The 22,914-nt window shown below is 48.6% G+C and carries 18 protein-coding genes; 16 read left to right on the top strand and 2 right to left on the bottom strand.

What is annotated here, in order from left to right; all coding sequences use genetic code 11:
- Positions 1-77 precede the first annotated feature (77 nt).
- The 9 genes from AC6R10_RS06500 to AC6R10_RS06460 all read left to right on the top strand — a co-directional run bounded on the left by AC6R10_RS06500 (position 78) and on the right by AC6R10_RS06460 (position 10,167).
- Positions 78-806 (top strand): response regulator, encoded by a 729-nt coding sequence (locus AC6R10_RS06500; RefSeq protein ID WP_500630330.1) that lies wholly within the window; start codon positions 78-80, stop codon positions 804-806.
- Positions 807-830: 24 nt separating this feature from the next.
- A complete protein-coding gene (locus AC6R10_RS06495; protein WP_500626077.1) occupies positions 831-2,279 on the top strand; it encodes an ATP-binding protein in 1,449 nt (482 codons plus the stop codon).
- Between the two features lie 144 nt (positions 2,280-2,423).
- On the top strand, positions 2,424-3,674 hold the full coding sequence (locus AC6R10_RS06490) for an ABC transporter substrate-binding protein (protein ID WP_500671807.1): 1,251 nt from the start codon (positions 2,424-2,426) through the stop codon (positions 3,672-3,674).
- 117 nt (positions 3,675-3,791) lie between these two features.
- Positions 3,792-4,715, top strand: a complete 924-nt coding sequence (locus AC6R10_RS06485) for a carbohydrate ABC transporter permease (protein ID WP_334552589.1) — start codon at positions 3,792-3,794, stop codon at positions 4,713-4,715.
- A complete protein-coding gene (locus AC6R10_RS06480; protein WP_334552587.1) occupies positions 4,712-5,569 on the top strand; it encodes a carbohydrate ABC transporter permease in 858 nt (285 codons plus the stop codon). The genes AC6R10_RS06485 and AC6R10_RS06480 overlap by 4 nt, the downstream gene beginning before the upstream one ends.
- Positions 5,570-5,574: 5 nt before the next feature.
- Positions 5,575-6,690 carry an ABC transporter ATP-binding protein gene (locus tag AC6R10_RS06475; RefSeq protein ID WP_334568264.1) on the top strand — a complete coding sequence of 372 codons (1,116 nt, stop codon included), beginning with the start codon at positions 5,575-5,577 and terminating at the stop codon, positions 6,688-6,690.
- 359 nt (positions 6,691-7,049) lie between these two features.
- A complete protein-coding gene (locus AC6R10_RS06470) occupies positions 7,050-8,045 on the top strand; it encodes a TRAP transporter substrate-binding protein (protein WP_334552583.1) in 996 nt (331 codons plus the stop codon).
- 91 nt (positions 8,046-8,136) lie between these two features.
- Positions 8,137-8,802 carry a TRAP transporter small permease gene (locus AC6R10_RS06465; RefSeq protein ID WP_334552581.1) on the top strand — a complete coding sequence of 222 codons (666 nt, stop codon included), beginning with the start codon at positions 8,137-8,139 and terminating at the stop codon, positions 8,800-8,802.
- A gap of 3 nt (positions 8,803-8,805) precedes the next feature.
- Positions 8,806-10,167 carry a TRAP transporter large permease gene (locus AC6R10_RS06460; protein ID WP_500671806.1) on the top strand — a complete coding sequence of 454 codons (1,362 nt, stop codon included), beginning with the start codon at positions 8,806-8,808 and terminating at the stop codon, positions 10,165-10,167.
- 48 nt (positions 10,168-10,215) lie between these two features.
- On the opposite strand, the gene AC6R10_RS06455 is transcribed toward AC6R10_RS06460, so the two are convergent.
- Both AC6R10_RS06455 and AC6R10_RS06450 read right to left on the bottom strand, forming a co-directional pair.
- Complete coding sequence (locus AC6R10_RS06455) at positions 10,216-11,565, bottom strand: sigma-54-dependent transcriptional regulator (protein ID WP_500671805.1); 1,350 nt, start codon at positions 11,563-11,565, stop codon at positions 10,216-10,218.
- Positions 11,565-13,352: a sensor histidine kinase gene (locus tag AC6R10_RS06450; protein WP_500671804.1), complete on the bottom strand. Its 1,788-nt coding sequence runs from the start codon at positions 13,350-13,352 to the stop codon at positions 11,565-11,567. The genes AC6R10_RS06455 and AC6R10_RS06450 overlap by 1 nt, the downstream gene beginning before the upstream one ends.
- A 535-nt stretch (positions 13,353-13,887) precedes the next feature.
- Between AC6R10_RS06450 and tig the strand changes: the two genes are divergently transcribed.
- The 7 genes from tig to AC6R10_RS06415 all read left to right on the top strand — a co-directional run bounded on the left by tig (position 13,888) and on the right by AC6R10_RS06415 (position 22,764).
- A complete protein-coding gene (gene tig / locus AC6R10_RS06445; RefSeq protein WP_487901092.1) occupies positions 13,888-15,189 on the top strand; it encodes a trigger factor in 1,302 nt (433 codons plus the stop codon).
- A 104-nt stretch (positions 15,190-15,293) separates the two neighbouring features.
- Entirely contained in the window at positions 15,294-15,920 is a 627-nt protein-coding gene (clpP, locus tag AC6R10_RS06440) for an ATP-dependent Clp endopeptidase proteolytic subunit ClpP (protein ID WP_334552574.1), read from the top strand.
- An 82-nt stretch (positions 15,921-16,002) separates the two neighbouring features.
- Positions 16,003-17,286: an ATP-dependent protease ATP-binding subunit ClpX gene (gene clpX, locus AC6R10_RS06435; RefSeq protein ID WP_334552573.1), complete on the top strand. Its 1,284-nt coding sequence runs from the start codon at positions 16,003-16,005 to the stop codon at positions 17,284-17,286.
- A 129-nt stretch (positions 17,287-17,415) separates the two neighbouring features.
- Positions 17,416-19,761 carry an endopeptidase La gene (gene lon / locus AC6R10_RS06430; RefSeq protein WP_500671803.1) on the top strand — a complete coding sequence of 782 codons (2,346 nt, stop codon included), beginning with the start codon at positions 17,416-17,418 and terminating at the stop codon, positions 19,759-19,761.
- 194 nt (positions 19,762-19,955) lie between these two features.
- Entirely contained in the window at positions 19,956-20,234 is a 279-nt protein-coding gene (hbs, locus tag AC6R10_RS06425) for a non-specific DNA-binding protein Hbs (RefSeq protein ID WP_334552786.1), read from the top strand.
- Between the two features lie 177 nt (positions 20,235-20,411).
- Entirely contained in the window at positions 20,412-22,271 is a 1,860-nt protein-coding gene (gene ppiD, locus AC6R10_RS06420; protein WP_500671802.1) for a peptidylprolyl isomerase, read from the top strand.
- Positions 22,272-22,431: 160 nt separating this feature from the next.
- The gene (locus AC6R10_RS06415) at positions 22,432-22,764 is read left to right on the top strand and encodes a ComEA family DNA-binding protein (protein ID WP_500626086.1); all 333 of its coding nucleotides are present in this window, start codon (positions 22,432-22,434) and stop codon (positions 22,762-22,764) included.
- Positions 22,765-22,914 lie beyond the last annotated feature (150 nt).

The following is a 22,914-nucleotide window of genomic DNA, read 5'->3' as shown; positions in this document are numbered from 1 at the left end:
AATAAGGATTTATCCGTCACACCGCGGGTGATAACTGTCTAGACTGTGAGCTAACACCATAGGCAGTGATTGGCGAAATGAACAGTAAAATACTTGTTGTGGATGATGATCAGGAGATCCGCGAGCTTTTGGATGAGTATTTGTCTAAATCGGGCTTCCATGTGGAAGCCGTGGCAGAAGGACAAGCACTTAAGCAGCATCTCGATGCAAAAGGTTACCCTGATCTGATTTTGTTGGATGTGATGTTGCCCGGCGAAGATGGCTTTGCATTGTGCCAGGCGATTCGTCGTGAATCCAATGTGCCCATCATTATGCTAACGGCGGTGTCGGATGATATGGATCAGGTGGTGGGTCTTGAGCTTGGTGCCGACGATTACATCGCTAAGCCGTTCAATCCACGTCAATTGATGGCGAGAATCAAAGCGGTACTGCGCCGCGCCCAAGTGGTCGAAGAGAAAGGCTCGGAGCCGACCAGCTTGCCCAAAACCATCGTATTTGGCGATTGGCAGCTCGATACCTTGGCACACAAAATTACCCATACCACGACAGGGGAACAACACGATTTATCTGGGAGTGATTTTGCCCTGCTGATGCTGTTTCTTACTCGCCCCAATGAAGTGCTAGATAGAGACACCATCTCCTTTGCGACCCGGGGCAGAGAAGCGCTGCCTTTTGAGCGTGGTATCGATGTGCAGCTCAGCCGGTTGCGCCATCGGTTGGGTGACTCGGCCAAATACCCTCAGTACATCAAAACCATGCGTGGCAACGGCTATATTCTTGCCGTCCCCGTTAGCGTTGAACATTAATACTTCTTTGAGTTAGACAACGTGATGAAGTGGTTATTACGCTTACTGAAACCCAACTCGTTGGTGACCCGGACACTCGGCCTTACCGTCTTGGCGGTCGTGATCGCGCAGGGTATTGCCACTTCCATTTGGTATACTGAGTCTAAGCACAAAGAGCTTGCAGGGATCCGAGACGCCTCGCAAAGCATGGCCAACATGTTTGCCTCTACGGTGACCTTTTTTCAGTCTCTGCCGACTGGCTATCGCCATATCGTGCTTGATCAAATTCGCAATATGGGCGGCACGCGCTTTTTTGTCTCGTTCAACAAAGAGCGATTGATTGTCGACCCGATTGACGATACACGCCTAAAACGCGCTTCAATCAATGCCGTGACAACGGTGCTCAAACAGAAGCTGCCTCGCGCTCGCTCGATAGACGTCAACTTCTCCCAGCCAGAAAACCTGCGCTTGCTAAAAAACGACATCTATTTGCACGATTTACCGAAATCGTGGGCGCATCACACACTCACATTGTCACCGATTGATCCTCCGGTATTGGTGGTACAAATCGAACTGAATGAGCACGAGTGGCTGTACATCGCCGCCTTGTTGCCGGCGCCATACGTGACGTTGGATGACACCTTGATTGGCCGAGAGCAGATTTTATTCCTCTTCTTTTCCACCACCTTGCTGCTTGCCTTGACCTATTTACTGATGCGCCGTCAAGTGAAACCCTTGAAGCGTTTGGCCAAAGCCGCCAATGACATGAGTATGGATGTCGATCAGCCGCCTTTGGCCGAAGATGGCGCTCGTGAGCTGGTGGTGGCAACGCGCGCGTTCAATCGTATGCAGCAGCGTATTCGGCGCTACACTGCCGACCGTGAGCATCTGTTCTCTGCCATTTCACATGACTTAAAAACACCCATTACGCGTCTAAGGCTGCGAGCCGAGCTACTGGAAAGTGACGTGAAACGCAGCAAATTCAATAAAGACCTCGACGAGTTGGAAATGATGGTTAAAGGCGCGCTGCAATGTGTGCGCGATACCGACTTGCACGAGAACAATGCCTACATTGACCTCAATGAGATGATCCTCTCTGTCATTGAGCCCATGAACCACAAGCAACATTGCGTCGACTTTACTCCTATGACTATGGAGCCGATCGTCGCGAAACCATTGGCGATTAAGCGAGTGCTTACTAACTTGCTCGATAACGCCGTGAAATATGGTAAGCGTGCGTCTGTCACGATAGAAGTTCAGCGCGAGTGGATCACGGTGACGATTGATGACTGCGGCCCGGGTATTCCAGAAGATAAGTTGGAAGCGGTGTTTGAACCTTACTTTCGTTTGGCAGAAGATGATCAAGGTCACGGCCTTGGGCTTGGCATCTGCCGCAACATTTTGCACGGACACGGCGGAGATCTCATTATTAGTAATCTCCCGCAGCGTGGTTTACGCGCGCAACTCTTTATTCCACCTGGCCTTGAAGTGTAATGTAACTGAATTGTTACATTGGCTTTACGATTTGTTTCAATCTTCTTTTTCTAGTCGGATAGACTCAATAACGTTCAAGCACGAAGTGAACGGGTCAGTTTGACGTCGACCCAGATGTCTAATCCAAAAACATGGAAGATAACAATGAAAATGAAGAAAACCCTACTTACCTTATCCCTCCTTGCTGCCTCTGCTTTCTCCCAAGCGGGCGAAGTCGAAGTACTCCACTGGTGGACTGCCGGTGGTGAAGCAAAATCTGCAGCGGTATTGAAACAGATGCTCGAAGAGCAAGGCCACAGCTGGAAAGACTTTGCGGTTGCTGGTGGTGGCGGTGAGTCTGCGATGACCGTGTTGAAAACCCGCGCAGTATCGGGCAACCCACCGTCAGCGGCACAAATCAAAGGTCACGACATTCAAGAATGGGGCGGCCTAGGCTTTTTGACCTCACTCGATGACACGGCCAATCAAGAGAAGTGGGACAGCATCTTGCCTTCGGTGGTCACTAAAGTGATGAAGTTTGATGGCGAATACGTCGCCGTGCCAGTGAACGTTCACCGTGTTAACTGGGTATGGGCAAACCCAGAAGTATTGAAAAAATCCGGCGTAGAACTGCCGAAGACATTGGATGAGTTCTTCGTTGCAGCCGACAAGATCAAAGCGGCAGGTTACATTCCATTGGCGCACGGCGGCCAACCATGGCAAGACGCGACAGTCTTTGAAGCGGTGGCGCTCGATGTGCTCGGCAGTGAAGATTACAACAAAGCGTTTGTCGACTTAGATATGGATGTGCTCGCTGGCGACAAAATGGTCAAGGTGTTCACCAAGTTTAAGAAAATGCGCGATTACATCGACGCCAACTCACCAGGTCGCGACTGGAACGTTGCCACCTCTATGGTGATCAACGGTGAAGCCGCTATGCAAATCATGGGTGACTGGGCGAAAGGTGAGTTCTCTGCCGCAGGTAAAGTACCGGGTAAGGATTACATCTGTGCTCCAGCGCCAGGTACTGACGGTCAGTTCACCTTCAACATCGATAGCTTTGCGTTCTTTGAGCTCAGCAATGCTGATAACCAAAAAGCGCAGCAAGATTTGGCGAAAACCATCTTGACCAAAGAGTTCCAAGAAGTCTTCAACCTCAACAAAGGTTCGATTCCAGTGCGTCTGGATATGGACATGAGCGCGTTTGACCAGTGTGCATTGGATTCGATGGCAACGTTTAAAGCCAGTGCAGAGTCGGGTGACCTAGTGCCAAGTATGGCGCACGGCCTAGCGACGACCAGCTACGCGCAAGGTGCTATCTATGACGTCGTGACCAACTTCTTCAACGACGCGAATGCAGATCCAAAAGAAGCGGCACAGAAACTGTCAAAAGCGGTAAAAGCGGCGATTTTCTAACCTTCGCTTAGCATTACTTCACACCCCAAAGGGCGCTTCGGCTTGTGGGGAGCCAAGCGCCCTTTCCTTAACCATCTGACGGTGATGGTGTCAGATGAGAAGACGTAAGGAATCGTTATGGAGCATGTTGTATCTAGGAATGCAAACAAGTCTGCACCAAAGCTCAGCTTTGCAGACAGGTTGCAACGCTGGCTGCCGAAAATTGTACTTGCGCCGACTATGTTAGTGACCGTGGTGTGTATCTACGGCTACATTTTTTGGACGGCGGCATTGTCATTGACGAACTCGCGTTTCCTACCGAGCTTTAAGTTTGTCGGCTTTGCTCAGTATGAAAGGCTAATGGAAAATGATCGTTGGATTACATCCATTTCCAATCTAGGCATTTTTGGCCTGATGTTTATGTTGGTCGCCATTGTGTTGGGCGTCGGTCTCGCTATCTTGCTGGATCAGAATATTCGCCAAGAAGGGGCGATCCGAACTATCTACCTCTACCCAATGGCCCTGTCCTTTATCGTGACGGGTACTGCGTGGAAGTGGATTCTCAATCCAGGTCTGGGTATCGAAAAACTGATGCAAGACTGGGGCTTCACCAGCTTCAAATTTGACTGGTTAGTCAATTCTGAAATGTCGGTGTACACGTTGGTGATAGCAGCGGTGTGGCAATCTTCTGGCTTTGTGATGGCGATGTTTTTAGCGGGCTTGCGCGGTATTGATTCATCGATCATCAAAGCGGCGCAAATTGATGGCGCGAATCTACCGACCATCTACATGAAAATTATTTTGCCTTGTTTACGTCCGGTGTTCTTCAGCGCCGTAATTATTACCTCGCACATTGCGATCAAGAGTTTTGACCTCGTTACCGCCATGACGGCCGGTGGCCCGGGTTACTCCTCAGATTTACCTGCGCTCTTTATGTACGCGCACTCCTTTACCCGTGGCCAAATTGGCCTAGGTGCTGCCAGTGCCATGATGATGCTGGCCGGGATATTGGCCATCTTGGTGCCATATTTGTACTCAGAACTTAGGGAGAAGAAGTCATGACCAAAAACATGAACATGGCTCGCCTGATGATTTATGCCGGGTTGCTATTCTTCTGCTTAGTGTACTTGATGCCGCTGTTTGTCATGGTGATCACCTCATTTAAAACCTTGCCAGATATCAAGGCCGGTAACCTGATGTCGTTGCCGACTGAGTGGGTATGGGACGCATGGTACAAAGCGTGGGACAGCGCTTGTACGGGCGTAAAATGTGAAGGCGTCAAAGGTTACTTCTGGAACTCGTTCCAGATGGTGATTCCCGCGGTGGCGATTTCTACCTTACTGGGGGCGTTTAATGGTTACGTGGTGACAAAGTGGCAGTTTAAAGGCTCAAACTTGTTCTTTAGCTTGTTGCTGTTTGGTTGCTTTATTCCATTCCAGGTGATTTTGCTGCCAATGGCCGCGGTACTGGGCAAATTGGGTCTAGCCAACACTACGACAGGTTTGGTGATCGTTCACGTCATCTACGGTATGGCCTTTACCACGCTGTTTTTCCGCAACTTCTACATCGGTATTCCTGATGAGTTGGTCAAAGCGGCGAAGCTGGATGGCGCAGGCTTTTTTACCATCTTCTTTAAGATTCTCTTACCGCTCTCTACGCCCATCATCATGGTCACGGTGATTTGGCAGTTCACGGCAATTTGGAACGACTTCCTATTTGGGGTGGTCTATTCGGGCTCAGAAACCCAGCCTATTACCGTGGCGCTCAATAACTTGGTCAACACCAGTACCGGGGTGAAGGAATATAACGTGGATATGGCGGCAGCGATTATTGCGGCATTGCCGACACTGCTCGTTTACGTACTGGCAGGAAAATACTTTGTTCGAGGCCTGACGGCAGGATCAGTAAAAGGATAATTACAATGGCAACACTAGAACTTAAACAGATCCGCAAAACCTACCCTAAGGCGGAGCAAGAAACACTTAAGGGTATTGATATCAGTATTGATTCAGGTGAATTCCTGATTCTGGTGGGTCCTTCGGGCTGTGGTAAATCGACATTGATGAACACTATAGCCGGTCTTGAAGGGATCAGCTCGGGTGAAATCGTCATCGATGGGCGCGATGTCTCCAGCGTTGAGCCAAAGGACAGAGACATCGCGATGGTGTTTCAGTCTTACGCGCTTTACCCCAATATGACGGTGCATGGTAACATCGCCTTTGGGTTGAAAATCCGCAAAATGCCGGCGGATGAAATTGAAGCGGAAGTGCAGCGAGTGGCGAAAATGTTGCAAATCGACCATCTATTGGACCGTAAACCGTCGCAACTTTCTGGTGGCCAACGTCAACGTGTCGCGATGGGACGTGCACTGGCTCGCAGACCTAAGCTTTACCTCTTTGACGAACCGCTTTCAAACCTTGATGCTAAGTTACGTGTTGAGATGCGTCACCAGATCAAACGTCTGCATCAGCAGCTCAACACCACGATTGTGTACGTGACGCACGACCAAATTGAGGCAATGACGTTAGCCGATCGTATCGCGGTAATGAAAGACGGTGAGTTACAGCAACTGGGCACGCCGAAAGAGATCTACAACAAGCCGAACAATATGTTTGTCGCAGGCTTTATGGGATCGCCTTCAATGAATTTCATCAAAACCATGGTGGATCTCGATAGTGATGATCAGCCAGTGATTAAAGTGAAAGGGGGCAATGGTCAGGAGCACCACATCAAGTTGCCGGCCTCTATGCGTGAGCAAGACGGCAAAGAGATCGTGATTGGCCTCAGACCTGAGCACATTACTGAAAGTGAAAATGCGGACTCGAGCGCCACCACTGCGCTTAATCTGCAACTTGAAGTGCTAGAGCCGACGGGTCCAGATACGATTGCGATGATTAAGGTCAACGATCAGGAAGTGGCGTGTCGCCTCTCACCTGAGTTTGATGCCAAGGTCGGTCAGGTTGCGCCGTTGCACTTTGACTTATCTAAAGCGGTGTTCTTTGACGCCGACACAGAGCAACGTATCGATTTTCATTGATACACGTATTGAGCGCACTCTTCGGTCATATTCACGGGGGGGAATTCAGGCTAGGCTTGCAGTCTGAGGTGAAGAGTGTGCTCCTCTTTATAGGGACGTGTTGGCAGCATGACGCTGCCTTTTTTGTGTCTGTTTTGTTAATGGTGTGTAAACTGACCCATTACACTCTTTCTCTTGGGTGGATTTCCACACATTTATTATTCGATTTGGCGCTGGGAACGCATCTCTTGCTCTCTCGTGTTATATAAGTATATGTTTTTGTTTGTTTTTGGTCTCTCTCTCTAAGTTGGCCAGTTTATTGCTCCTTACTTGATACAACACCCAGTGATGGGGTTGCTCAATCCACAAGGAGAATAATAATGTTAAAGCCTTTGACCCTACTATCTGCCTCAATTCTTGCTGTCACCAGCTTCAACGCCGCTGCAAACTGCGATCCTGGCGAGACGGTGATCAAGTTCAGTCACGTGACCAATACCGACAAGCACCCGAAAGGGATTGCGGCGTCGCTGCTTGAAAAGCGTGTCAACGAAGAGATGAATGGCAAAGTCTGTATGCAGGTCTTCCCAAACTCGACCCTTTACGATGATGACAAGGTACTTGAAGCGCTACTCAATGGTGATGTCCAACTCGCAGCCCCTTCTCTTTCAAAGTTTGAGAAATTCACCAAAAAGTACCGCATCTTCGATCTGCCGTTCTTGTTTGAAGACGTGGAAGCGGTGGATCGCTTCCAGAACTCAGAAGCGGGTGAGAAGCTGAAAAACGCGATGCAACGTCGTGGTGTTCAAGGTCTTGCGTTTTGGCATAACGGCATGAAGCAGATGTCAGCGAGCCAACCGCTGCTTGTCCCTGAAGATGCAAAAGGGTTGAAGTTCCGCGTACAAGCCTCTGATGTCCTTGTCGCTCAGTTTGAGCAGCTAGGGGCCAACCCGCAGAAAATGTCGTTCAAAGAAGTGTATGGCGGCTTGCAAACCAAAGTTATTGATGGCCAAGAGAACACCTGGTCAAACATCTACGGTAAAAAATTCTTCGAAGTTCAAGATGGCATTACAGAAACCAACCACGGCATTCTTGATTACTTAGTCGTGACCTCAAACGATTTCTGGAATGGGTTACCTGATGATCAGCGAGACCAACTGGCGACCATCATCAAAGAGGTCACAGACACGCGTAACGCAGAGTCGTCAAAAGTGGAAATGGCGAACAAGCAGTACGTTATTGAAGCGGGCGCTGAAGTGCGTGAGTTAACGCCAGAGCAGCGTCAACAATGGGTGGACGCGCTTAAGCCAGTATGGAAGAAGTTTGAAAAAGACATCGGTGCCGATCTGATTGAAGCGGCGTTGGCGTCGAACAAATAATCCCCTCTACAGATAACAATACACACCCTATACAGGCTCCTTCTCGAGGAGGAGCCTGCTGCAAAAGGGTGGAACCAAAAGTGATCACACTATGGAACAGTCAATCTTTGCCAAAATAGGACAAGTGACCGATGCGATTGAGGAAACCTTGATTGCCTTTTTCCTTGGCGCTATGACCCTGCTGACGTTCACCAACGTCGTCTTTCGTTATGTTTTTAACAGTAATATTCTTTGGGCCCTCGAACTGACCGTATTTATGTTTGCCTGGATGGTGCTGGTCGGCGCCTCTTACGGTGTCAAAAAACACTTCCACATCGGCGTTGACGTCATCATCAACATGGTATCGCCGGGCATGCGCAAAACCTACGCCTTGATGGCTGCCGGCTGCTGTTTGGCCTTCTCGATTCTGCTCTTGGTCGGCTCTTGGAACTACTGGTATCCGTTTGCCACCGAGAGAGCTTGGTATGAGACGGACGATATCCCAATGCCCGAGATATTGCAGTTTTTAGCCGATTGGCTCAATGAAGGCGAACGCTATGAAAAATTGCCGCGTTTTATCCCTTACATGGCTCTGCCCATTGGCATGGCGCTAATGACGTTCCGCTTTTTGCAACTGACGCTGCAAATTGCCACCGGCAAGCTGGATCGATTGATTGCAGGTCACGAAGCGGAAGAAGAGCTAGAAGCACTGAAAGAAGAACTCAGTGAAGCGGGAGAGGCCATGGAGCCCACCAAGAAAAACGGCAAGGAGAGCTAAGCCATGGATATTTTGTTTTTGTTCGTGATGGTGATTGGCTTCATGCTGATTGGTGTGCCTATCGCAGTCTCACTCGGCCTATCGAGTATTCTTTTTTTGATGATGCACTCTGATGCTTCCCTAGCGTCGGTAGCACAAACCCTATTTAACGCCTTTGCGGGCCACTACACCTTATTGGCGATTCCGTTCTTCATCCTCGCCTCGAGCTTTATGTCGACCGGCGGTGTGGCAAAACGCATTATTCGATTTGCGATTGCGATGGTGGGTTGGTTCCGCGGCGGCTTGGCGATGGCGTCGGTAGTCGCGTGTATGATGTTTGCGGCCTTGTCTGGCTCATCGCCTGCGACGGTGGTCGCAATCGGTAGTATCGTGATTGCCGGTATGATAAAAAATGGCTACTCTAAAGAGTTTGCAGCTGGCGTGATTTGTAACGCGGGTACGCTCGGCATTTTGATCCCGCCATCGATTGTGATGGTGGTGTATGCGGCGGCGACCGATGTTTCAGTGGGACGTATGTTCCTTGGTGGCGTGATCCCAGGCTTGTTAGCCGGTGTGATGTTAATGATCGCCATTTACATTGCTGCGCGCGTGAAGAACTTACCGAAACAACCGTTCGTCGGTTGGGGCGAGATGCTTGCCGCTGCGAAAGACGCCAGCTGGGGCTTGTTGCTGGTGGTGATCATCCTTGGTGGTATCTACGGTGGCGTGTTCACCCCGACAGAAGCGGCGGCCGTTGCGGCGATATACTCCTTCTTTATCGCTAACTTTGTCTACAAAGACATGGGACCATTTGCCGACAAAAACAACAAGAAACCAGCATTGGTGAAAGTGTTGCAAGCGTTTGTTCATAAAGACACCAAGCACACTCTGTATGATGCCGGTAAGCTGACCATTATGCTGCTGTTCATCATCGCCAATGCGTTGATCCTTAAGCATGTATTGACCGAAGAGCGCATTCCGCAAATGATCACTGAATCCATGCTCTCGGCAGGGCTTGGGCCGATCACTTTCTTGATTGTGGTTAACTTGCTGCTGTTGATTGGTGGTCAGTTTATGGAGCCATCGGGTCTGTTGATTATCGTCGCGCCGCTGGTGTTCCCGATCGCCATTGCGTTGGGTATCGACCCTATTCACCTTGGCATCATGATGGTAGTCAACATGGAGATAGGGATGATCACACCACCAGTGGGGCTCAACCTCTTTGTTACTGCCGGGGTGGCGAAGATGTCGATGATGCAAGTGGTCAAAGCGGCGTTGCCGTGGGTAGCGGTGATGTTCTTGTTCTTAATCATCGTCACTTATGTGCCTTGGGTATCCACTTGGCTACCGACCACACTGATGGGGCCGGAAATCATCACCAAATAGAACCGTCTCTTGTCATGTTATCGCCCCGGCTATGATGCCGGGGCGATGTTATTCTGGCTGGTCACTTTTGTAGACGCTTTTGTCTATCCCATACTTTTGCATTTTATCGTAGAGGGTTTTTCTCGGCACTTGCAGCAAGGTCATGGTGTCATTGATGCGCCCGGAAGTACTGGCAAGCGCTTGTTCAATCACTGCTTTCTCAAACTCTGCCACTTGCAAGGCAAGCGGTGTTGCCTCGGCGCTTGACTGGCTCGGATTGAGGTGGCCAAGGTTACCAAGCAGCACGAAGCGCTCGGCGCTGTTGCGCAGTTCACGCACGTTACCCGGCCAATCATGACACATCAGTGTTTGCAGAGCGGCATCGGGCAAGGCATTCGCGGCTTTGCCATATCGCGCGGCGGCAACCAGAAGAAAATGGTGGAATAGGGCAGGGATGTCCTCTTTTCGATGGCGTAGAGGTGGTAAATCCAAGGTAACGACATTGAGGCGGTAATAGAGATCCTCACGAAACGTCCCTTGAGCTGACGCTTGTTTTAAATCCACTTTGGTGGCGGCAATGACGCGAATATCCACCGGGATTAGGGTATTTGAGCCAACTCGTTCAATCACTCGCTCTTGCAGCACGCGCAGTAAACGAATTTGCGCCTGCATCGGCATGGATTCGATCTCATCAAGAAACAGCGTGCCACCTTGCGCGTGCTCAAACTTACCAATGCGTTTGGCCTCTGCGCCAGTAAACGCGCCTTTTTCGTGACCGTAGAGTTCGCTCTCAATCAAATTTTCAGGGACGGCGCCACAGTTGATGGCGACGAAGTTTGCCTCACGACGAGAGCTTTGCTCGTGAATGGAACGCGCAACTAGCTCTTTACCGGTTCCTGTCTCACCAAACAGTAGAATGTCGGCATTGGTGTCCGCGATGTGCGCAATGGTATCGCGCAGTGCTTCGATGCTAGGGGTGTCGCCGATAATCCTTGGTCCCAGTGTATTACTGGCCTTAAGGCTGCGCTTTAGTGCTTGGTTTTCGAGCGTTAAGGCACGTTTGTCCAGGGCGCGCTTGGTGGTGTCAATTAAACGGTCAATGGCAAAAGGTTTTTCAATAAAGTCATAAGCGCCGTTATGCAGCGCATTGACTGCCATGGTGATGTCTCCATGGCCGGTAATCAGGATCACCGGCACATCCTTGTCTTGATGCAAAACGGAAGTCAGTAAGTTTTCCCCGGATAAACCGGGCAAACAGATGTCGGTAATCAGCACCTTTGGCATGCCATGCTCTTTGATGGCCAACAGGGCATCTTCTGCGCAGGCAAAAAAATCGGCAGAGATCCCCTCGAGCTCGAAGCTCTGTTCAATGGCAATGCGGATGTCACTTTCGTCATCAATAAAGAATACGTCGTGCATTAGAGTTCCTTTTCAACAAGAGGGAGCGAAACAGTAAATCGTGCGCCGCCAAGGGGAGAGGTCCCAACGGTGAGCTCACCGTGCATGGTCTCAATAATGTGCTGAGAGATAGAGAGCCCAAGCCCCAGCCCGTTTTTCTTGGTGGTGTAAAACGGCTCGAAGAGGTGAAGGGCCGCTTGTTGGTCGATGCCAAGGCCATTGTCGTCTATAGCAATCTGCACCTGTTTATCCACTACCTTGGCGCTAAGGTGAACCTTACGCGTGTCGAGAGATTCGACCGCCTGCGCGGCGTTAGTGATCAAATTGATTAGCACTTGCTCAAGCTGGATAGCGTTGATGTCCACTTTGCCCAGTTCGGGCGCCAGTTCAACCTCGAAGTCGACGCGATACGATTTGATTTGCGGTGCGACCAACTCTTTCACCGACGTGATCACGGGGGTTAGAGCCATAATCGAGACATCATTGCTGTCGGATTTGCGCGTAAAGGATTTAAGTTGGCTACTGATTTTGGCCATTCTGTCGGTCAGTGAAGAGATACGCTGCAAGTTGTCATCAACGCGATCGAGGTGGCTTTTGGCCAGAAAGCGGCGAGCATTGTCAGCGAAACTGCGAATCGCCGCTAACGGATTATTAAGCTCATGGCTGATACTGGCTGACATCTGGCCGAGTACCGCCAGTTTTGCTGCTTGAATGAGCTCATCTTGTGTCTGGCGCAGCGCGGCTTCCGTGCGTGAGCGTTCAAGCACCTCGGCGTGCAGTTCGGCGGTGCGTTCCATCACTAAGAACTCAAGTTTTTGTTTGGCTTCCGCTTGGAGGCGCTCAAATTGACGTTGCTTGAGTCGGCGCTGATAGGTTAATTGCATGGTTAAAAAGACAATCACAAACAGCAGCGACCAAACCAGGCCAAAACTCAGCACTGACCAAAATACGGTCACTTTTTCAGACAGAACACGAATGGTTAAGTTAAGTTCAGGCAGGGGGCGGCTGGAGACTAAATAGTCCCCTTGAATCCAACCGAGACGCCGGTTAGTTAGTTCCGATTGCGCAAGGTCAATGGCGCCGTTGAGGCCCAGCGATTGAATGTCAGTATCGAGGTATTGCCTGCTGTCGCGAATCGCCTGCCGGGTCGCATCGTCTAAATCGGTCAAGCTCTTAAATAACCAGTGAGGGTTGCTGGACATAAAAATGACTTGGTTCTGATCGGTGGCGACAAAGGTGTTTACTTTGCTGCTCCAGTTCTCTTCGATGGCAGAGAGGTCCATCTTGACCACGATGACTCCCACGACTTCAGCGGCATAGACGACAGGGTAGGAATAGTAGTAACCCCGCTGACCAGAGGTGGAACCCAAGGCGAAGTATTGGCTCGCTCGACCTTGAATCGCTTCAAAAAAATAGGGACGCCAGGCGAAGTTTCGGCTGACAAACGAGCGATCTAAGTTCCAGTTGCTGGCGGCGATGGTGGTGCCCCAACGATCCAGTAGATAGGTGTCGGCGGCGAGAATCGTATCGTTAACGTTTTGCAAAAAGCGATTAGTGAGTTCGACTTGAGCGGGGTTGCCCGGTTGTTTCAGTGCCGCGAGCAATTCGCCATCTTTGGCAATTAATTTGGGCAAATGCGCGTATTTGTCCAGTTTGTTAATAATGTGACTGGCAAAGCGATCAAGCTGCTCTTGCTGCTCCGCATGTTGGGCATGGTAACGATACTCCCACATCCATTGTGAGCCAGCGAGCAACGTCAGCAAATAGAGAATAAACACAGACAGATTGGCGCGGCGAAACGACGACATAATACCCTGACAACTCTTAAAATTACGCCCCTCTATCGTACTGTTTTTTGTTACCGGAGTGTTTAAGTTATTAACGAAATTGCGCAGCAAAACCGGACTTGGATCTAGTTTTTCAGTCTATAAATAAAAAAACGCTAGTGAATCTTGAAAAACCAATTAATGTCCCCATTTCTGCTATCAAAGGCCGTCATATTGATGCTTTTTTTAGCACTTAAGTGGGTTTTTAGGAGAATGCAGCCCGTATCACTGCGATTAGCTCGACAGCTATGCATCGGGTCGGTAGAATGCTGCGTCTAAATTTTTGTCCTGAGACTAATTGGAGATGGCTTTGACCTCGCTTTTTTAGTGTGGTGAGAAGAGATCGCTGATTAGTCCGGTAGTCCACATTGTTGGTTACCGATACTCGAATTACGAAATGTGTTCATCGAGCACACAAAGGATGGGCCGAATTAGTGGCGTGCGGTGGTGACACTCTGCTCTGCTAATAAGGAACATAAGCTCAGCCTAGCTGAGCCTGTATTGAGGTTATTGAATAATGCAAGTTACTGTTGAAACGCTAGAGGGCCTAGAGCGTCGTCTAAACATTACTGTTCCTGCTGCTAACATCGAAGATGCTGTAACAGCTGAACTACGCAACATCGCAAAAAACCGTCGTTTCGATGGTTTCCGTAAAGGCAAAGTGCCTCTAAAAATGGTTGCTCAGATGTACGGCAAAGCGGTACGTCAAGACGTAATGGGTGAAGTGATGCAACGCCACTTCATCGAAGCGATCGTTAAAGAGAAGATCAACCCAGCAGGCGCTCCAACTTTCGCTCCAGTAGAAGCAAAAGAAGGCGAAGACCTAGTTTTCACTGCAACGTTTGAAGTTTACCCAGAAGTTGAACTGAAAGGTCTAGAGAACATCACTGTTGAAAAACCAACAACTGAAGTTCAAGACGCAGACGTTGAAGAGATGATCGAAACATTGCGTAAGCAACAGGCAACTTGGAAAGAAGTTGACGAAGCTGCAGAAGAAGGCAAGCGCGCGACTATCGACTTCGTTGGTTCTATCGACGGTGAAGAGTTCGAAGGCGGTAAAGCAGAGAACTTCCCTCTAGAAATGGGTGCAGGTCGCATGATCCCAGGTTTTGAAGACGGTATCGCAGGTAAGACTGCAGGTATGGAATTCGAAATCGACGTGACTTTCCCAGAAGATTACCACGCTGAAAACCTAAAAGGCAAAGCAGCGAAATTCGCTATCAAACTGAGCAAAGTTGAAGCGCGTGAACTACCTGAGCTAAACGACGAGTTTGTTGCTAAGTTCGGTGTAGCAGAAGGCGGTGTAGACGCTCTTAAAGCGGAAGTTCGTAAGAACATGGAGCGTGAGCTGAAGCAAGCGGTTAAAAACCGCATCAAAGAGCAAGCGATCGACGGTCTAGTGAAAGAGAACGACATCGACGTACCAGCAGCGCTGATCGACCAAGAAATTGGTACTCTACGTCAGCAAGCGGCTCAACGTTTCGGTGGCAACCCAGAAGCCGCTGAACAGCTTCCACGTGAACTGTTCGAAGAGCAAGCGAAGCGTCGCGTTGTCGTTGGTCTTCTTCTAGGTGAAGTGATCAAGTCTGAAGAGCTAAAAGCTGACGACGAGAAAGTGAAAGCACTGATCGAAGAGATGGCTACAGCGTACGAAGATCCAACTGAAGTGGTTGCTTACTACGAGCAAAACGAGCAAATGATGAACAACATGCGCAACGTTGCTCTAGAAGAGCAAGCGATCGACGCTATCATCGCTAAAGCTCAGGTTTCTGAGAAAGCAGTAAGCTTCAACGAGCTTATGAACCAGCAGCCAGCTTAATAGGCAATATCTTGCGTAGGTAGTTGACTAAGCGTCGACTATTCTGCTAACAATGGTCCGTATGATATTATCATCCGGGCCATTTATTTTAGGGACATAAGAATATGAGCTACCAAGAAAAAAATGCAATGTCGCCAATTCTAGACGCGCTAGTACCCATGGTGGTTGAACAAACTTCCCGAGGTGAACGTTCCTACGACATTTATTCACGTCTACTTAAAGAGCGTGTAATTTTCCTGACTGGTCAAGTGGAAGACCATATGGCAAATCTTGTCGTGGCACAGCTGCTTTTCTTAGAATCTGAAAATCCTGATAAAGACATCTTCCTCTACATCAACTCGCCAGGCGGCAGTGTGACTGCGGGTATGTCAATCTATGACACCATGCAGTTCATCAAACCTAACGTCAGTACCGTTTGTATGGGACAAGCGTGTTCTATGGGGGCCTTCCTGCTTGCTGGTGGTGCGCCAGGCAAACGTTATGTATTGCCTAACTCACGCGTGATGATTCACCAACCGCTGGGTGGGTTCCAAGGACAAGCGTCAGATATCCAAATTCATGCGCAAGAAATTTTGACCATCAAGCAGAAGCTCAACAAGCTATTGTCAGAGCACACGGGTCAACCGCTTGAAGTGATTGAACGTGATACCGACCGTGACAACTTTATGGCAGCCGAACAAGCCGTTGAATATGGTTTGGTGGACGCGGTATTAACGCATCGCGGTGAATAAGCCAGAGCAAATTGTTCTGCGCAATTATGAATGATTTGATGTACACTCAAATCATAAAGAGTAAAGGCTAAGAGGTTAGCGAATGACAGATAAAAGCAAAGAGAGCGGTAGTAGTAAGCTTCTTTACTGCTCTTTCTGCGGCAAAAGCCAGCACGAAGTTCGCAAGCTGATCGCTGGTCCGTCAGTCTACATCTGTGATGAATGTGTCGACTTATGTAATGACATCATCCGTGAAGAAATCAAAGACGTGCTTCCGAAAAAACAGTCAGAAGCACTGCCGGTGCCGCGCGAGATCCGTGCCCACCTTGATGATTATGTGATTGGCCAAGATTACGCTAAAAAAGTGTTAGCAGTAGCCGTTTATAACCACTATAAGCGTTTACGTAATGGGGACACGACCAGCGAAGGTGTTGAGCTAGGTAAGAGTAACATCCTTCTGATTGGTCCTACGGGTAGTGGTAAAACATTACTTGCAGAAACGTTAGCGCGTTTCCTTGATGTACCATTTACTATGGCTGACGCGACCACGCTGACAGAAGCGGGTTACGTGGGCGAAGACGTAGAAAACATCATCCAAAAACTGCTGCAAAAATGCGATTACGACGTGGCGAAAGCAGAACGTGGTATCGTTTATATCGATGAGATCGATAAAATTTCGCGTAAAGCGGAAAACCCTTCAATTACCCGCGACGTGTCGGGTGAAGGTGTGCAGCAAGCGTTGCTTAAATTGATTGAAGGTACGGTCGCATCCGTTCCTCCTCAAGGGGGCCGTAAGCATCCACAACAAGAGTTCTTGCAAGTGGATACCTCCAAAATCCTCTTTATCTGTGGCGGTGCATTTGCCGGCTTGGATAAAGTGATTGAGCAGCGCGTCGCAACAGGCACAGGTATCGGTTTTGGCGCAGAAGTGCGTTCAAAAGACGAGACCAAAACCGTGGGTGAGTTGTTCACTCAAGTGGAGCCTGAAGATCTGGTTAAATATGGTTTAATTCCTGAGTTCATTGGTCGTCTTCCTGTAACGACAACGTTGACTGAGCTTGACGAAGAAGCCTTGATTCAGATCTTGTGCGAGCCTAAGAACGCATTAACTAAGCAGTACGCGGCACTGTTCGAGCTAGAAGATGCTGAGCTTGAATTCCGTGAAGATGCATTGCGTGCGATTGCGAAGAAAGCCATGGAGCGCAAAACAGGTGCTCGTGGTCTTCGTTCTATCCTCGAGAGTGTTCTGCTTGAGACCATGTACGAATTGCCATCAATGAACGACGTCAGCAAAGTCGTGATTGATGAGTCAGTGATTAAAGGCGAATCGGATCCGTTGCTGATTTATAGCAACGCCGATAACCAAGCCGCTGGCGCTGAATCTTAATCGGATTCACAAACTAAGATGGTGTAAGAAAGGGAGTAATCAATTACTCCCTTTTTTTTATTCTTCCATTGAATCCAACCAATTAGCCCCCATATACTGCTCATAAGACTAAGCGGAAGAGAGAAGAATATGAACTTGGAACGTTCCGAACGTATCGAGATCCCCGTACTACCTCTAAGAGATGTAGTGGTTTACCCGCATATGGTAATTCCTTTGTTTGTTGGTCGTGAAAAGTCGATTGCGTGCCTAGAAGCTGCAATGGACAACGACAAGCAAGTCTTGTTGGTGGCACAAAAAGAAGCTGACACCGACGAACCCACGAAAGACGATCTGTTTGAGGTAGGAACGGTCGCCACCATTTTGCAGTTGCTTAAGCTCCCTGACGGTACGGTGAAAGTACTGGTCGAAGGTCAGCAGCGCGCGAAAATCCATCAGTTTTATGAAGAAGAGTTCTTCACTGCGGATGCAGAATTTTTGTTGACTGAGCCACTGGACGAGCGAGAGCAAGAAGTGATCGTTCGCAGCGCGATCAACCAGTTCGAAGGCTTTATCAAGCTCAACAAAAAAATCCCACCTGAAGTTCTAACCTCGTTAAGTGGCATCGATGAAGCCGCACGTCTGGCGGATACGATTGCAGCGCACATGCCACTCAAGTTGGCTGAAAAACAGAGTGTGTTGGAAATTCTTGATGTCACAGAGCGTCTAGAGTTTTTGATGGGGCAGATGGAATCAGAAATCGATTTGCTTCAAGTTGAAAAGCGTATTCGTACACGCGTTAAGAAGCAGATGGAAAAGTCGCAGCGCGAATACTATCTGAACGAGCAAATGAAAGCGATTCAGAAGGAGCTGGGCGAGTCTGAAGACGGTGTTGACGAATTTGAGACGCTCAAGCAAAAAATTGCTGAAGCGAAAATGCCGCAAGAAGCGCGTGAGAAGACTGAGCAAGAGCTGCAAAAGCTGAAGATGATGTCGCCAATGTCGGCAGAAGCAACTGTGGTTCGTGGTTACATCGATTGGATGATTGGTGTGCCATGGAACAAGCGCTCGAAAGTGAAGAAAAACCTCGCCAAAGCGGAAGAAGTGCTTAACGAAGATCACTACGGCTTAGAGCGAGTGAAAGAGCGCATTCTTGAATACTTGGCGGTGCAAAATCGCATCAATAAATTGAAAGGACCTATCCTGTGTCTCGTTGGTCCACCAGGTGTGGGTAAGACTTCGCTAGGGCGCTCTATCGCAGCGGCAACCGGGCGTAAATATACGCGCATGGCGTTAGGTGGGGTACGTGATGAAGCGGAAATCCGTGGTCACCGCAGAACCTACATTGGTTCCATGCCAGGCAAGTTGATTCAAAAAATGTCCAAAGTGGGGGTGAAAAACCCGCTGTTCTTGCTGGATGAAATCGACAAAATGTCATCGGATATGCGTGGTGATCCGTCATCGGCGCTCCTTGAAGTTCTCGACCCGGAGCAAAACAACGCATTCAATGACCACTACTTAGAAGTGGATTACGATCTGTCCGATGTGATGTTTGTTGCCACTTCGAACTCAATGAATATACCAGGCCCACTGCTTGACCGTATGGAAGTGATTCGTTTATCGGGTTACACCGAAGATGAAAAGCTTAACATTGCGAAACGTCACTTGGTCGACAAGCAGATCAAGCGAAACGGCTTGAAAGCGGGTGAGATCTACATTGAAGACTCAGCGATCATCGGCATTATTCGCTACTACACGCGTGAAGCGGGTGTGCGTAGCTTAGAGCGTGAAATTTCGAAGATCTGTCGTAAAGCGGTGAAGAACATTCTGCTCAAACCGGATTTGAAAAAAGTGACGGTGAGCATGGATAACCTCAAAGAGTATCTAGGTGTTCAGCGCCATGATTACGGTAAAGCGGAAGACAGTAATCGCATTGGACAGGTAACAGGATTAGCGTGGACGGAAGTCGGCGGTGACCTGCTAACCATCGAAACCCAATCAATGCCAGGTAAAGGTAAGTTGACTCAAACCGGTTCACTGGGTGATGTCATGCAGGAATCGATTCAAGCAGCGATGACCGTGGTGCGTTCGCGCGCTGAAAGCTTGGGTATCAACCCTGACTTTTACGAAAAGCGTGATATTCACGTCCACGTACCTGAAGGTGCCACGCCTAAAGATGGTCCGAGCGCCGGTATCGCGATGTGTACCGCTTTGGTGTCTAGCTTGACAGGTAACCCAGTCAAAGCCGAAGTGGCCATGACAGGTGAGATCACGCTGCGTGGTGAAGTGTTACCGATTGGTGGTTTGAAAGAAAAACTGCTGGCGGCGCACCGTGGTGGTATCACAACGGTTCTTATTCCAAAAGACAATGAACGCGATTTGGAAGAGATTCCAAGTAACGTCATCGCGGATCTGAAAGTGATTCCGGTTCAATGGATTGATGAAGTCCTGAAAGTCGCACTCGAAAAAGACCCGTCAGGTGTTGAATTTGCTCACTAAAAAGAGTGATGTGCAGCAAAAATAAGTAAAAGATTACGCTGATTAGCCGAAAAAGGCTTGTCAGCGTTTTTTTTGGGCGCTAACGTTAGCTCTTAAAGCGCCAGCCCTTGTCTGATAAGGCTTGCGCTTATATTTGGAAATGAAAATGGAACACAGCTGTCTCATTAAAAATAAAACAGGCGGCACAAAGGGGAATCACAGTGAATAAAACACAATTAGTAGAAAAAATCGCAGAAAACGCAGACCTATCTAAAGCTTCAGCAGGTCGCGCACTAGACGCTTTCATCGAAGCTGTAGGTGACACTCTACAGTCTGGTGATCAAGTCGCATTAGTTGGCTTTGGCACATTCAGCGTACGTACTCGTGCAGCTCGCACAGGTCGTAACCCTAAGACGGGTGAAGAAATCCAAATCGCAGAAGCGAAAGTACCAGCATTCAAAGCCGGTAAAGCTCTAAAAGACGCTTGTAACTAATTCAGAAATTTGACTGCATTTGCAGTTTTTTCGAACCTTTTTAAATTATGCGCATCCTACTGATGCGCATTTCTTTTTCTGGTATTATCGCGCTAATAGTTTTTTTAGTTCAATTAAGTACTTGCTGCTCAAAATGTAAGCATCTTGGGCAGGGTACAAGCGGAGAGTAGTTTCAGTATGATGGACCGATTACGCGAGGGCGTGAACAGCATCGCGGTTAAAATTATCCTAGGGCTTATCATCCTATCTTTCGTTTTTGCAGGTGTGGGTAGCTACATTGTCGGTGGCTCAAACAATTCAGCAGCAAAAGTAGGGAATGTTGAGATTGGTCGTGGTGAGTTTGAACAGGCTTACCAAAACGAACGTAACCGAATGCAAGCTCAGCTTGGCGATTACTTCTCAAACCTGTTGGCTGACCCAAGTTATGTGCAATCTTTCCGCAAATCTGTGTTGGATCGAATGGTCAACGATGCGTTGCTAGAGCAGCATGCTGAGTCATTGGGGCTACGCGTGAGCGATGCTCTGGTTCGTACGCTTATTTTGGACATGCCTCAATTCCAAATTGATGGCAAGTTCGATCAGGACATCTACCAATCTGCGTTGCGTCGTGCGGGCTTCAGTGCTGAAAGTTTTGCTGAGTACTTGCGTCGTGACTTAATGCGTAATCAGTTACTGACTGCCATCCAGAGCAGTGACTTTGTGCTTGATAATGAAGTGGAAGCACAGGGCCAACTGTTGACTCAAACTCGTGATATTAAAAAGGTCACACTCTCTCTAGAAGAGTTTGCCAACAAAGCGAATCTGTCTGAAGAAGAGATTCAGGCCTATTACGAACAAAACCCTGAGCGTTACACTCGCCCAGAGCAAGTAAAAGTTGCGTACATCGAATTGTCTGCTCAGGCGCTTAAGGAATCGATTGAGATCAGCGATGAGCAAGCGAAGCAGTATTATCAAGAGCATCTCGATAAATACTCTTCTGATGAGCAGCGTAAAGTGAGTCATATCCTTATCCAAGGTGATGATGAAGCCAAAGCGCAAGCGATTTTAGACGAGCTACAAGCGGGTGCAGATTTTGCTACTTTGGCACAAGAAAAGTCAGACGACTTTGGCAGTGCAGAAGAGGGCGGTTCATTGGGTTTCATCGAGCGTGACGTGATGGATCCCGCCTTTGAAGAAGCGGCCTTTGCTTTGGAAAATGAAGGTGAAATTTCAGGTTTAGTGAAGTCAGATTTTGGTTACCACATTATTAAGCTTGATGAGCGAAAAGACGCGATCGCTAAGCCATTCGAAGAGGTTAGTGCGTCTATTAAGCAAGAGCTCACCGATCAGCAAGCCATCGATCAATTCTACGAAGTGCAAAGTGAGTTAGAAAAAGTCGCCTTTGAGTACCCAGATTCACTGGATGATGCAGCAAAAGCGATTGGCGCCACAATCACAACGACGGATTTCATCTCGCAAGTTGATGCGCCTGAGGTGCTAAGATCGGCAGCCGTCATGCAAGCCATCGTGAGCCCTGAAGTGAAAGAAGACGGCCTCAACTCTGAAGCGATTGAGATTGCTCCAGAGCACATTATCGTGGTGCGTGTTGAAGAGAGTCGTGATGAAACACTGCTGCCGCTTAGTGAAGTCCGCGAACAGTTGATGGTGTCGCTAGCTAAAGTCAAAGGTGAACAAAACGCCATTGAACTTGCTAAAGCGATGACCGAACAGTTAGAGCAAGGCGACGCATCACTATTGGAAGAGAATGGCCTGGCGTTCTCAGACGTAGAAACCATCGATCGCAGTTCTCCTTATGCTCAGACGGTATTTGCGTTGCCAAAACCTGCAGCGGGTGAAGTTCATTACGCTCAGACCAAAGACCTTAATGGCGACATTGTGATCGTTGAATTAAGCCAAGTCTCGAGTGAGTACGACGCTCAATTTAACACTCAAATTGGTAATCAACTGCTTCAGACGAGTTCACAACAAGAACTCAGTGGACTGGTGAGTATTCTTCGTAAAACCTACGATATCGAGTACTACGCGGTGGCTCAATAACCCCGCTGGCGTGCGAGGCATCGCACGCTAACCGTGTAATTGATAATCTCATCATAACGGGCTGCATCTGCAGCCCGTTATGTTTTCTACTTTTTGCACTTTCTCCTGAGGATACGCACGCTACTCTAGTAGCGTTAATTCAGTGAACTAAGGAGATCCTATGCGAGGGAAAGCATCCCGACTTTTAGCACGCTTGAAAAGCGTCTTTTCTGTCGCAGCGATTACGCTGTGTTTTGTGACCAGTCCACTCTCTTTTGCCAATGAGCAAAAGCAACCAGATAAGTATGAAGGAATAGAAATAACGGTTAACATCAATCAAGCCAGTGCAGAAGAATTGGCCGATTTGCTCTCAGGGGTTGGGATAAAGAAAGCTCAGGCTATCGTAGAGTATCGACAAGCAAACGGAAAGTTTAGTGCAGCCAATGATCTCACCCAGGTAAAAGGGATTGGTGAGGCGATCGTGACAAAAAATGCAGATCGCATAAAACTTTGAGCGTGATCCTTCAACCGATGTGACCTTTTAAGCATCAATAACCTACTAGAGAGGAATGCCCACTCTCAGCAGTTCTAGTAGGTTTTTATTCACTTCTTTATCGCTGATAAAGATTTTCATTCTGTAACAATATCCAATTAAATGCACTAT

Source organism: Vibrio sp. R12-SG2-ISO1, assembly GCF_059834045.1.
The sequence above is the reverse complement of the archived record's forward strand: the minus strand, read 5'-3'. Positions and strand labels throughout refer to the sequence as shown.